Source organism: Desulfosarcina sp., from assembly GCF_041551955.1.
In the GTDB taxonomy this organism is placed as follows: Bacteria; Desulfobacterota; Desulfobacteria; order Desulfobacterales; family Desulfosarcinaceae; genus Desulfosarcina.
The window spans coordinates 1-12,368 of the sequence record NZ_JBFELV010000122.1 but is presented as its reverse complement, the minus strand read 5'-3'; the positions used below and the strand labels follow the sequence as shown (position 1 = coordinate 12,368).

Genomic DNA, 12,368 nt, shown 5'->3' with positions numbered 1-12,368 from the left:
GCCTTGCCTCGCCTTTTCATGCAGGACCCCAATGATCGTTTACCGGCACACGTTGGAAGGTAAAAAAATAGCATGATTGAACGGAAAAAAAGACAACACCCGCGCTGTGTGAAAGACACGGCAGTTACCTATCATTTCTTTAACCACCCAACTCAGAATGAGGCGATCGCAAGGAATTACAGTCGTTTCGGCATGTACTTCGAGGCACAGCAGTCATTGGCACCGGGTACGATTGTCGTCATACGCAGTTACGGATGCAATGATCCTATCGACCTTGGCTTCGCACCTGCGTATTGTTCCGGGGGTCGTGAGGCTTTAGAAGCATGCCAGGAACTGAAGACGCAAGTGTTTGGTGAAGTCAAGCGCTGTGAGATGCTTGAGGCGACGACGGAGCAGCGCTTCGGTATTGCCGTCCGTTACATTGGGCCGGCAACATAGTCCATTACAGTGAGAAATTGCTATCATGACCTTTCATTCAATCATTTGAGCTGTTGAGGCTGTCTGGATAAATGGCCAATGGGTATCAAGATCGTTTCGAGACTTTTACTATGCACCCTTTCCTTCATTTTTTTGAATGGCTTCGTTGGTATGCCTATTCATCCTGCCAACGCTGAACCCGATGATGCGGAACTGCTCAGCGAACAACAAATTGTATACAGAATCAAACCAGAAAAAAGAGGTGGAGAGGCGTTCAAACTGATTTACCTGGTGCCGGTTCCGGTGGATGCTTTCTGGAGGTTCAAGACTGATTTTGGTGGCGATTTTCTCCTTAGCAACAGATATATCAGAGAACATCGGCTTGTCCTTGAAAAAGGCAATGTTACCATTACCGAAAACAGCTATTCGAACGCACCAAACGAAACGTTCAGATGGCGTACGACCCTATTCCCTGATGAACACCGCTTGGTTTTCCAGTTGGAAAACCCTCGGGAATGCGGGCATCGGTTTCATTATGGGTCGATACGGATGGAACCTTTCCAATCATACACCAAAGTCACTCACACCGCTTACTTCGATTTTTTCGGCGCATTTCTGTGGGTTAATCTTCCCATCGGAGGCGGTATGACATCATTTTTAACGTACACCGCCCGTTGGGAAAAGGATACGGTTTCGCGCCTACGGCACCAATACGAAACCGAATCCTCGCCGCGGCCCCGGTGAACCGGATATCTGCTTCGCGCCATCAGACCGCTGGGGGGGATGTTCTGCCCTAAACGGCAGTGCTGAAAAGACACTTTTTATTTTTCAGGGATATCGAATGTGAAGATTTCAATGCGGTTGTTCATTTTGTCATGCATTTCAGGCTTGCTGTCTTACCTCTCCGTTTCATTGCCGCATCTGTTGTCCACCTGGTTTAACCTGTCGGATGATACCTTTTTTATTCTTCCCGGGGTGTTTTTCGGCGTTTTCGTTCTCGTGCCACGCGTCAAAAACGTCAATTACCGCGTTCTGCGATGCATGGGCTTGCTGATCTTCAGTGTAGCTGCATGGTATGTGGCGGTGACGGTTGGATTCCAAGTCTTACCGTTGGTCCATCAATTGGCGGTGCTGTCATGTGGCATATCAGGAAGTTTCGGTGTGCTCTTGCTTGTTGCCGCGAGCCGTTATCTCGTGCCTTTGAGGATCAGTATTTCTTCCCTTCTGACCGCACTTTTCGTCGGTTTCATCGGCGGCGGTATCATCGGCATGGCCCTCGTGCAGCCACGGTCAAGCCTGGCCAGTGAATTTTTCTATTTGATTGGTTTTCTATTTTGGCAATGCGGTGTTGCCGCGGCGCTTTTTGGCAGGGCACGGACCACCGGCGATAACAAACCCAGGCGCAACACGGTCTAACAGGGTGGTGAAAAACGTCATGGGCGCAGGCAAGACAAGACGAGATTTGGCGAAAAAGCGAAGTTAATGTGTGATAAATGAGCATGTTGAGCCAGATTTTAACACTTAACCGGTTTCGTTGGAGGACGAGATATGTTTAATTTCCCTTACATTGTCGAGTTACTCTCACCGAAACGATCTGATGAAGACAACATCGACGGCAACCTGGACCGATTTGCCCTGCGGTATAACCAGATTATCGAGTCGGGATGCGGCTTATCCATACCAGACAACCCAATGGGGCAGCCAAGGTTGGGGGCCCTGGAAAGCATCGAATTGCGAAATCTTTCCTTTCTTCGTGATAAAGTCGTTGTTAATTTAAACACATTCCACACCAAAAAGGAACTTGACGGTCTTTTGGAAAAAGCAGCTTCAGCGGATTTGAAATATATGCTTGTTGTCAGGGGAGACGGTGGACCACTGTTGCCGACGTTGGATCCAAAAAGCATCAATGGCCAATTCAGCGTTGCCACCTCTATCGATTTGATCCGCTATATCAACGACACATACCCGGATCAATTCGTTACTGGTGCGGCTTTCAATCCCTTCAAACCGATGCCAGTTGAGACCAACCGGTTGAAGCAGAAGCTGTCTGCCGGTGCAAGGTTTGTGGTTACCCAACCGATTGTTGGAAAAAATGAAAGTGTTTCCCAAATCGAAATGCTTGGCGTCCCCCTTGTCATTGAAGCCTGGATGTCAAAAAACATCGATCTTTTTTACAAAAGCGTCGGTAAAGAAAAAGATGAACATGCGGAGCCATTCGATCCTGTCGACAATCTCAAAACGCTCCATAAATTCTACCCTGAGAGCTGTGTCTACCTGTCAATGCTTGGTTTCAAACAGAACTGGCAGGACATTTTGCCAAGGCTTTCAAAAATGAATCGAAAATAGGGAAGCGGTAAATGGAACGTGTTTTTTTTACGCTCGGCGCCTTGTTTGCCTTTGCGGGGGTTGCCGCGGGTGCATTCGGTGCCCACAGCCTGAAGAGCCGCTTAAACACCGAGATGCTGTTGGTCTTTGAAGTGGGGGTGCGCTATCAGATGTATCACGCCTTTGCGCTGATCGCAGCGGCTTGGGTGCAGGCAAAGTGGCCTTCTGCGCTTGGCACCTGCGGCGCATGGTTTTTCGTCGCCGGCATTCTCCTCTTTTCTGGCAGCCTTTACCTGATGAGCTTGAGTGGGCTGAGATGGTTGGGTGCGATTACGCCGCTTGGGGGTGTCGCATTTCTGGTGGGCTGGGTGTGTTTGGCGTTGGCGGTGTGGAGAGGGTGAGAAAAGGATATCAATCGCGCTGGTGGGTCAATGACGCGGGCGAATATAATCGGATCTATGACACATGCTGCTTTCTGACCTGCATCAGCAACCGGTCAATGCGCATTAGCGCCAGCCGGCAAACCAAGCCGTATCCGAATGCCCAGCCCGGCACGGTGAAGGTCAGCCGGCATCGATTCGGTCCAAGGGGTTCTACCCGGTGGCCGGTGGCCGCCACTCCTGCCACGCGCCAGTCCCAATAGGATTCGGGTTCAACGATGCCGACGACGAACGGCATCCAGACGCCTAAGGCGGTTAATATGCGACCATTCGAGCCAGCACGGATATAACGGTGCTGGCAGTCGACCCCCCGAATGGAAGGTCCCCACACGGGCCAGGTTCGCGTATCCGTAATCAGACGCCACACGCGGTTGGCCGGTGCGTCGAGTTGTCTGGAAAAGCCAAGTGGTGGGTTCATGGCAAACCGTTGCAAGTGTGAGCCGAATGGTGACATACTGCTTCAATACCCCGTTTTTTATTGCTGTGGAAACCACCTTGGACGAGGCTGGAGGTCAACGTAGGGCCCATTTCGACGCGGGTCAATAAAAAAGTGCTTGTCTGAACCCCTCACAGTTGGTTTAATACCGGAGTTCGTGTCGCGCTCTGGTGGGTTCCGACGCTGCCATACGGGTCAAACTGATTTCATCGCTGCGTGCACGCTCTTCTTCTATTCGCGCGCCCCTGAGATTGTCTGAGCCGGCACGCCTTCGAAAGGTGGCAGTTTTAACTTAGCCATAGTACACCAACGGATACTGTTGAAAAAACCCTCTTGTTTAGGCGTTTGCGTCCCCGGGCAAACAACGGTAACCCGACATGAATCAACAAACGATGCCAACCACAGGGAGGTGCCCGTGATCCATCAATTCGACACGGTGATTGTCGGCTCCGGCGGTGCCGGTCTATATGCCGCACTGGAAGCCAGCCAGCAATCCAAAACCGCGGTTCTTTCCAAGCTGTATCCCATCCGCAGCCATACCGGCGCCGCCCAGGGCGGCATCAGCGCCGCATTGGGCAATGTGGAGGAGGACAAGCCCGAATGGCACGCCTTCGACACGGTCAAGGGGGGTGACTACCTGGTTGACCAGCAGGCGGCCAAAATACTCACCGAAGAGGCTGTCCAGGCCGTCTACGATCTGGAAAACCGAGGACTGCCATTTAACCGCACCCCCGCGGGACGCATCGACCAGCGCCGCTTCGGCGGGCACACGCGCAATTTTGGCGAAGGCCCCGTGCGTCGGGCCTGCTACGCGGCCGATCGAACGGGTCACATGATTCTGCAGACGCTCTACCAGCAGTGCATCAAAAACGAGGTGGCTTTTTTCGACGAGTTCCAGGTCGTGGACCTGCTCCTGGACGGGACCACCACCCAGGGCGTGGTGGCCGTGGAACTGGCCACCGGCGAGTTGCATGTCTTCGCCGCCAAGGCTGTCCTGTTCGCCACCGGCGGGTTCGGGCGCATTTTCAAGATCACCTCCAACGCCTACGCCAACACCGGTGACGGCCCGGCGGTATGCGCCCGGCGCGGGATTCCCTTAGAGGACATGGAGTTTTTCCAGTTTCACCCCACCGGCATCATGGGGCTGGGCATCCTGATTTCCGAGGCGGTGCGCGGCGAAGGCGGTATCCTGCGCAATCGGGACGGGGAGCGCTTCATGCAGCGCTACTCACCGACACTGCTGGATCTGGCCCCACGGGACATCGTCGCCCGGTCCATACTGACCGAGATCCGCGCCGGCCAGGGAATCCGCGGGGATCGCAAGATCGACGACTACGTTCATCTGGACGCCACGCACCTGGGCAAGGCGGTCCTGTCCAGCAAACTGCCCGACATCACCGGCTTCTGCAAGACATACCTGGGTATCGATCCGGCCGAAACGCCCATCCCGGTGCTGCCCACGGCGCACTATGCCATGGGCGGCATCCCCACGGATGTAAATGGACGCGTGATCATGGACAGTGCCGGGACCATCGTCGACGGCCTTTATGCGGCCGGTGAATGTGCATGTGTTTCCGTGCACGGGGCCAACCGTCTGGGGACCAACAGCCTGCTCGATCTGGTCGTGTTCGGCCGGCGGGCCGGTCAGCACATCGGCGGCTATGTGAAGCGGGCCGACATGCCCCAGCCGGACACAACCGCCGCCGACCAGGCGCGTGGCTTTATCGATCGCCTCACCGACGGCTCATCCGGACCCCACGGTGGGCACATCACGGACGAGATGCAGACCATTATGATGGAAAAGGTGGGGATTTATCGCAACGAGAAGGAGATGCAGGCGGCCGTGGATGAGATCAAGGCCCTGCGGCAGCGCTACCGGTCCGTGCGCGTCCAGGACACCGCCAAGCCTTTCAACACCGACCTGCTGGAGATCATCGAGCTGGGCAACCTGCTGGATCTGTCCCTGCTGACGGCCGCGGCGGCACTCGATCGCCGGGAGAGCCGGGGGGCTCACAGCCGGGAGGATTTTTCGGAAAGGGACGACGACAACTGGCTCAAGCACTCCCTGGCCTACCTGGAAGGGGATACGGTCAGGCTTGACTACAAAGCGGTGGACACAAGCATATGGGAACCCAAACCGCGTACCTATTGATCCCAAGGAGGCGATAATGAACATCATCCTTAACATCCAGCGCTACAACCCCGACGTCGACGACGCCCCCTACTTCCAGGAATTCAGTGTGGAGGTGGGTCCCAACCAGCGGCTGCTGGACGCCTTGATGCTGGTCAAACGCTTTCAGGACGGCAGCCTGGGGTTTCGCAAGAGCTGCGCCCACGGCGTCTGCGGGTCGGATGCCATGCGTATCAACGGCAAGGACGGCCTGGCCTGCAAGACCCTGGTCAAGGAGGTGGCCCAAAAGGAGGGCGATACCGTCACGCTGGAACCGCTCAGGTACCTGCCGGTTCAGCGCGACCTGATCGTTGACCAGGCCGAATTTTTCAAGAAGTACCGGTCGGTCAAGCCGTTTCTGATCAACGACGAACCGGTGGCGGAAAAAGAACGCATACAGTCACAAGACGAACGCATGCAATTTGACGACACCACCAACTGCATCCTCTGCGCCTCGTGTTACTCGGCCTGTCCGGTTCTGGACGAAAATGCCGATTTTATCGGACCGGCGGCCATCGCTCAGGCTTACCGTTTTAATGCCGACACGCGTGATCGTGGATTCGAGGCGCGCCTGGCCGTGCTGGATCGACCCGATGGCGTGTGGCCCTGCCAGAACCATTTCAAATGTACGCAGTCCTGTCCGCGCTCCATTCTGATCACCAAGCGAATCAACCAGACCAAACGTCTGATCGAGAAACACAAGGAGAAGCAGGCAGAGACGTAAATCCGGCGTCTCAGTGGGGTGTATCGAAAGAGTCCAGCAGCATTTCGGGATGATCGGCATCATCCCCTTTGGCCTCGGGGTGGCTGTTGATGAAACGGGCACACGCGTTCCAGCGCAAGACGGCATCCTGGTTGTGCGGGTCGCAGCCGGCCAGTGCTTCTCCATAGGCGTTCATGGCTTTGACGAACCAATCATAAGCCACGGTTCCTGAACCCGGGCCGCCCTGATTGAAATGAAATTTGGCCCGCCGCTCGAATACAATCCCGGTATAATAGGATTTGCAGTAGGCGCTGTCCAGCCGGGCCACGATGTCACGGGCCTGCTCAAATGAGGGGTTGAGCCCGCTTTCTAAGAACTTGTCGGTCAATGCCAGCAAAAGGACGATCAAGGCCTCCTGATTGTCGGGGGCGACCACCAGGATGTCCAGGCAGATGCTTTCCGCCCCGTCCGGTTCATTGAGCATGCGATAGCGTTTGGCCATATCGAGTGCGGATGGAACCGCTTCGGGTTTGAGGGTTTTCAGTTCGACCATATCGACCTCCCTTCCGGTTAAGTTGACGGCAGCCATCGACGACTGGGAACCATTAGTATACGAAGTATTCACTTATTTTCAAGAGGCGGTCACCATCCACTATCGTTTCGAACCGAAACGCCAGAAGGATGCAAACCCTGTCGCCATGCATCAATTGGCTCACACGGGCAGCTGTTATCGTGATCGGCTTCAGATGACCCCAAGGGGTGTTTTGCATGGACATTGAAGACAAGCTGACCATACTGGCCGATGCGGCCAAATACGATGTCTCCTGTGCATCCAGCGGCAGCCGCAGGAAGAACAGTGGCCGGCGGTTGGGCAACAGCGCGCCCTCGGGCATCTGCCACACCTACACCGAAGACGGTCGATGTGTGTCGCTGCTGAAAATCCTTCTGACCAATGTGTGCATCTATGATTGCGCCTATTGCGTCAACCGCTGCAGCAACGATATCCCCCGGGCGGCTTTCACGACGCGCGAGATCGTCTCTTTGACCATCGACTTCTATCGGCGCAATTACATCGAGGGCCTCTTTTTGAGTTCGGGGGTCATACGCAGCCCCGACGACACCATGGAGCGGCTGGTTCGAACCGTGCGGATGCTTCGTGGTCAGGGGTTCAACGGATACATCCACTTAAAGTGCGTCCCATTCGCCAGCCGGCGATTGATTCAACAGGCCGGGCAGCATGCCGACCGGCTGAGCGTCAATATCGAATTGCCCTCCGAAGCCAGCTTGATGCGCCTGGCACAGGACAAAACCTACGCCTCCGTGCTGACCCCCATGGGGGTGATTCGTGAAACGATCGCCGAGACACGGGCGGACCGCAAACGCCTGCGGCATGTGCCCGCCTTTGCGCCCGCCGGACAGAGCACCCAGTTGATCGTCGGCGCCAGTCCGGAGTCCGACTATGAGATACTGAACCTGGCCGATGGGCTCTACCGGCAGCAAACCCTCAAGCGGGTCTATTATTCGGCTTACGTGCCGGTGGGTGGGTCACGCAAGCCATTGCCGGATCTGGTTGAACCGCCGCTGCGGCGCGAGAACCGACTCTACCAGGCCGATTGGCTGATGCGGCTGTATGGCTTTTCCATCGACGAGGTGATCGACAGCGCCTCACCCTGGCTCGATCTGACGATCGACCCCAAACAGGCCTTCGCCCTGAGGCATCCGGAACGGTTTCCGGTCGACATCAACACCGCCGACCGTGAAATGATTCTCAGGGTGCCGGGCATCGGGCTGAAGTCGGCCAATCGCATCGTTCACCTGCGAAAAAAAGGACGTATACGATTGGCGCATCTGCGGCAGCTGGGCGCAATCGTCTCCCGGGCCCGGCCATACATCCGCTGCGACGGCATGCCGGTAGGGCAATGGGCGGTGACTACTACGGGAATACCCCTGGATACCGCAGCCGTTGCCTCACCGCCAGGAAATATCAATTTTCCCTCAAGCAGCGTAAGGCGCCGGGTATTTGAAACCGACGGCAGCTTCGAGGGACTGCTCAGCGCCCTTTTCAAGGCTTATACAGACAAGGTGCCGCCGGACGCCATCGAACCTTGTGGCCACGGCCAGAGGGAGCTGTTTGAACAACCGGTTACCATCGACACGGACCCGGACATTGCTGATCGAGTCTGGAAGGGGCTGAAGAGACATTTGGGCGCCAAGCGCCGCCGCAAGTTGCTCGACGCTTTCCTGTCGGGCCACGCCGGGGTTGAAACCATGATCTACCGGCTGGTTGCAGATGCCATCGCCACCCGCGGCGGCCGAACCGGAACGACCCATCTGTCGACCTTCATCCACATCGATAAACTCAGTCGTCAGGTCCGCCTCGAGGCGCATCGCATGAAGGGCTTGATTCGGTTCGAACAGACCGGCGAAGATGGCTACTTGGCCCTGGTGGCCCCCCGCTACGATGTGTTGCCGCTGGTTCGTCGACATTTCGAATCGCGTTTTGCCGACCAGCGCTGGATTATTTACGACACGCGAAGAAGCTACGGGCTCGCCTATGACGGCCGCCGCACGCAGGCGCTGCAGATGGATGTCGCCGCCCTGACGGCCTCCTGTCGAAACGATCATGAACAGCTTTGCCAAACCTTGTGGCAGAATTATTATGCGGCCGCCAACGTGCCGGCGCGCAACAATCCCAGGCTGCACCTGAGCAAGCTGCCGCGCCGGTATTGGCAGTATCTGACGGAAAAGCAGCCCCTGAGTCTGCGCCAGACCCATGGCCGATAGAATCAACCCGGACTGCAGGTGGCTCCCAGCCATGGCCACGCCGGTGACGTCGACAATTCTCTGGGACATGGGGAGCGTCGGCCGCTGACTCAGTCGGAACGGATACAAGCCATGACCTCTATAGCCACCCTCGTGCTTGCCAACCACCGCCCGGAAACGATTCCGGCGGCGCAGCGGCTGATGGCCCGCCACGATGCGGTGATTCTAGAGGAGCCGCCCGACCCCCAGTTTCTGCCCATGCTCAACGGGCAGGTGCCCATCGACGCCTACCTCGAGACCCAGGACCTGGAGTACCCAGAATTCAGCCGTCGCATGGCCGAAGTCCTGCGCAAACGTCACCGGGTCGGTACCCGGCTCTACCAGATTGAGCCATTTATCGACCATCTGCTGGCCATTCACGAGCGATTCGCCGACGGAGAGGAGCCATCCGATTTGTCGGTGGGCACGGCGCAGCACAGGGTATACATGGCCGAACGGGAGGCCACCGCCGCCCTAATCGACTTTTACGCGGTGTCGACCAGTGGCACTTTCGAAGCCACCGTCGAGGCGGTCAAACGATTCGCCCGTTCTGATGCAGATCGGTTTACCCTGCGGGACTGGATGCGGGCGTCGGCCATGGCCGACGTGATCACAGCGCACGGCCACACCTATATCGAGGCCGGGCAGATCCATTTTCCCCTGCGGCACGAGCTCAGGCGGCGGCTGCCGGCCGGATACCGCCTTCGCGTGCATTTTCTCATGGCCGATGCCGTGCGATCCATGGGCTATCGTGGCCACCTGTATGGCCCCGGAGACCTGCTGACCCTGCATTACCGCTTTCACCCGCAGCGCCGATTTCAGGAGGAAGATCTTCTCGCGGCACGTGCACTGGTCTACAGCAAGCTGATCGCCAAGGACGAGATTATTGAGACCGACGAACCTTATCCGCATACCCGTGATGAATTGGAAGTGGGTGCGGTGACGGCCCGCCTCTCCATGGTGGACTGCCACCGGCTGTACCCGCCAATTCGTCGGGCGTCCACGACAACGGCCCGTGAGATCGTGCAGCATTACCTGCGTCGAAAAAAAGTGCCGGAATAACTTGAGTGGTCCAGCCAACGCAGGCATGCTGGGCAGTCGGATAACATGGGCTTCGGCACCTCACCTTTTAGGCGTCACGTAAAAAATGGACCATGCGGTGGAAAAATGGTCAGGCCGCGTTATCTTCAGTCATTGAACCAGCAGCTGGCATGCTGGTCGGGCGGTTGATTTACGGGAACCGATTCCTATGGACAGCGATTTGTTGCTCAAAGGCAAATACACCTTCCGCGCCGGCAGCCGGAAGGTGGTTATGGTGAAGAAGTCGGTCGAAAGCCTTCGCCATGTGGTGATGAAAGCACTGCTGTGGGCCCTCTACCTACCGACATATAACCGGCTGCAGGTGGAAGTGCCCATCGGTTACCGGTACAAGCCCGATCTGGTTCAGAACGGTCCGGACGATATCCAATTCTGGGCCGAAGCCGGCAGCGTCGGTTCGCAGAAGCTGCGCCGTGTGCTGAAACGCTTCCCGCACACCCACTTTGCGCTGGCAACCTGGGGCGGACCGCTGGATTCCATGATAGCCCGCGTAGCGCGCCAGGCCCATGGGATGAGCCGTATGGCACCGATTGACGTGATCGGTTTTCCCGTGGATGCCGATGGCCGCTTTATCGATGACCGAGGGACGATTCGCATCAGCCATGATGATCTCAACTGGCAGCGTATACACTGATGCCTTTCGGGCGCTCAGACAGGCCATCCAGAAACACAGGGAACATGCCGCGATGATCAAAGCGATGATATTCGATTTCGGGCTGGTTATTTCGACCCCGCGTCCGACGGCTTGCTTTCGCGCATACGAACGGGATTTGGGGATCGTTAAGGGCAACATCAACCGGATCATGTTCGACGGCCCGGCCTGGCAGGACGCCCTGGTCGGTCGGCTGACCATGCGAGGCTTCTGGCGTGCCATCGGCCCGTCGCTGGGTCTGACCCGGCAATGGCAGATCGACGCCTTTCAGCGCCGCTATTACAGTGACGAATCCGTCAACCCGGATGTCCTGCGACTGATCCGGCGGCTTCACGGCACCTGCCACTTGGCGGTGCTTTCCAATCATCCGATGGGCCTGGATCAATGGCTGAGCGAGTGGGGTATCCGGGATCTTTTCGACGTGGTTTATTGTTCCGGTGACGAAGGCCGGGTCAAACCCGATCCAGCGGTGTACCATGCCACCCTCGATCGCCTGGGGGTGCGCCCGGCCCATGCCGCCTTTATCGACGATACTGTGGGGCACGTGACGGCTGCACGATCACTGGGCATTCACGGCCTCCTCTTCAAGGATGCCCAGCGGCTCGATCGGGAGTTGGAATATTTATTGAAGCAAGATTCTCCGGTTGATCGGTTCCCTCATGCGGAAAAACCTCCGGATGACCATGGATGAAGCGAAAGGCACCTATCTGACCCAACAGGGGATCAACAAAATGATGACCGGTCGTCTCTTAATAGAAGGCGGTGCGGAATTCGGCGGCCGGATGGCGGATCCCGACCGGGCAGCCATGGCTGCAGCTGGCGGTTCGCACGCCCCGGTGGTGGTCATACCGGCTGCAGCCGCGCCGGACCACAATGCAGAGTGGGCCGGGCGGAACGCGGTGCGCTGGTTTAAAAGCTTGGGTGCAGTACAGGTCGAGAGCCTGCCACTGGTCGATCGCGCCACGGCCGATGATCCCGCTATTGCCTGCCGCCTGCTCGAGGCCCGGCTGATCTATCTGCTGGGCGGATTTCCCGCCTACCTGGCCCACAGCCTGCGGGGCAGCCGCAGTTGGCAGGCCGTGCTGAAGGCCCATGGATCCGGCGCGGTGATCGCCGGAAGCAGCGCCGGGGCAATGGTGCTAGGCAGCGATTTTTTCGATCCGACCGGGAGTGCGGTCAACCCCGGCCTTGGTCTGCTCTCCCGCACCTGTGTCATCCCCCATCACGAGACCGCTGGCCGACGCTGGCTGCCCGTATTAAAAAAAGCACTGCCTGACAGCGTGCTGGTGGGAATCGATGAGGAAACCGGTGCCCTGACCCTTGGC

14 protein-coding genes are annotated in these 12,368 nt (G+C 57.3%); 12 read left to right on the top strand and 2 right to left on the bottom strand.

Going from position 1 to position 12,368, the window contains the following annotated elements; translation table 11 throughout:
• The first annotated feature begins 72 nt into the window (after window positions 1–72).
• The 5 genes from ABYV26_RS11305 to ABYV26_RS11285 all read left to right on the top strand — a co-directional run bounded on the left by ABYV26_RS11305 (window position 73) and on the right by ABYV26_RS11285 (window position 3,143).
• Window positions 73–438 carry a hypothetical protein gene (locus ABYV26_RS11305; RefSeq protein ID WP_372681053.1) on the top strand — a complete coding sequence of 122 codons (366 nt, stop codon included), beginning with the start codon at window positions 73–75 and terminating at the stop codon, window positions 436–438.
• Between the two features lie 78 nt (window positions 439–516).
• Complete coding sequence (locus tag ABYV26_RS11300) at window positions 517–1,161, top strand: hypothetical protein (protein WP_372681051.1); 645 nt, start codon at window positions 517–519, stop codon at window positions 1,159–1,161.
• 99 nt (window positions 1,162–1,260) lie between these two features.
• Window positions 1,261–1,833, top strand: a complete 573-nt coding sequence (locus ABYV26_RS11295) for a hypothetical protein (protein WP_372681049.1) — start codon at window positions 1,261–1,263, stop codon at window positions 1,831–1,833.
• 132 nt (window positions 1,834–1,965) lie between these two features.
• Window positions 1,966–2,763 (top strand): methylenetetrahydrofolate reductase, encoded by a 798-nt coding sequence (locus ABYV26_RS11290; RefSeq protein WP_372681047.1) that lies wholly within the window; start codon window positions 1,966–1,968, stop codon window positions 2,761–2,763.
• An 11-nt stretch (window positions 2,764–2,774) separates the two neighbouring features.
• The gene (locus ABYV26_RS11285) at window positions 2,775–3,143 is read left to right on the top strand and encodes a DUF423 domain-containing protein (RefSeq protein ID WP_372681045.1); all 369 of its coding nucleotides are present in this window, start codon (window positions 2,775–2,777) and stop codon (window positions 3,141–3,143) included.
• Window positions 3,144–3,198: 55 nt separating this feature from the next.
• Here ABYV26_RS11285 and ABYV26_RS11280 read toward each other — a convergent pair whose 3' ends face one another.
• The gene (locus ABYV26_RS11280) at window positions 3,199–3,600 is read right to left on the bottom strand and encodes an SRPBCC family protein (RefSeq protein WP_372681043.1); all 402 of its coding nucleotides are present in this window, start codon (window positions 3,598–3,600) and stop codon (window positions 3,199–3,201) included.
• A 433-nt stretch (window positions 3,601–4,033) separates the two neighbouring features.
• Between ABYV26_RS11280 and sdhA the strand changes: the two genes are divergently transcribed.
• Window positions 4,034–5,770: a succinate dehydrogenase flavoprotein subunit gene (gene sdhA / locus ABYV26_RS11275; protein ID WP_372681041.1), complete on the top strand. Its 1,737-nt coding sequence runs from the start codon at window positions 4,034–4,036 to the stop codon at window positions 5,768–5,770.
• 16 nt (window positions 5,771–5,786) lie between these two features.
• Window positions 5,787–6,512 carry a succinate dehydrogenase iron-sulfur subunit gene (locus ABYV26_RS11270; RefSeq protein WP_372681039.1) on the top strand — a complete coding sequence of 242 codons (726 nt, stop codon included), beginning with the start codon at window positions 5,787–5,789 and terminating at the stop codon, window positions 6,510–6,512.
• Between the two features lie 10 nt (window positions 6,513–6,522).
• On the opposite strand, the gene ABYV26_RS11265 is transcribed toward ABYV26_RS11270, so the two are convergent.
• Window positions 6,523–7,044: a hypothetical protein gene (locus tag ABYV26_RS11265; protein ID WP_372681037.1), complete on the bottom strand. Its 522-nt coding sequence runs from the start codon at window positions 7,042–7,044 to the stop codon at window positions 6,523–6,525.
• Window positions 7,045–7,259: 215 nt separating this feature from the next.
• On the opposite strand from ABYV26_RS11265, the gene ABYV26_RS11260 reads away from it, so the two are divergent.
• The 5 genes from ABYV26_RS11260 to ABYV26_RS11240 all read left to right on the top strand — a co-directional run.
• On the top strand, window positions 7,260–9,275 hold the full coding sequence (locus tag ABYV26_RS11260) for a putative DNA modification/repair radical SAM protein (RefSeq protein WP_372681035.1): 2,016 nt from the start codon (window positions 7,260–7,262) through the stop codon (window positions 9,273–9,275).
• 18 nt (window positions 9,276–9,293) lie between these two features.
• On the top strand, window positions 9,294–10,355 hold the full coding sequence (locus ABYV26_RS11255) for a hypothetical protein (RefSeq protein WP_372681033.1): 1,062 nt from the start codon (window positions 9,294–9,296) through the stop codon (window positions 10,353–10,355).
• A gap of 187 nt (window positions 10,356–10,542) precedes the next feature.
• Entirely contained in the window at window positions 10,543–11,025 is a 483-nt protein-coding gene (locus tag ABYV26_RS11250; protein ID WP_372681031.1) for a hypothetical protein, read from the top strand.
• On the top strand, window positions 10,994–11,734 hold the full coding sequence (locus ABYV26_RS11245) for an HAD family hydrolase (protein WP_372681029.1): 741 nt from the start codon (window positions 10,994–10,996) through the stop codon (window positions 11,732–11,734). Before ABYV26_RS11250 ends, ABYV26_RS11245 begins: the two co-directional genes overlap by 32 nt.
• Window positions 11,727–12,368, top strand: a 642-nt coding sequence (locus ABYV26_RS11240; protein WP_372681027.1) for a Type 1 glutamine amidotransferase-like domain-containing protein, incomplete at its 3' end; no start/stop codon positions are given. The genes ABYV26_RS11245 and ABYV26_RS11240, both read left to right, overlap by 8 nt.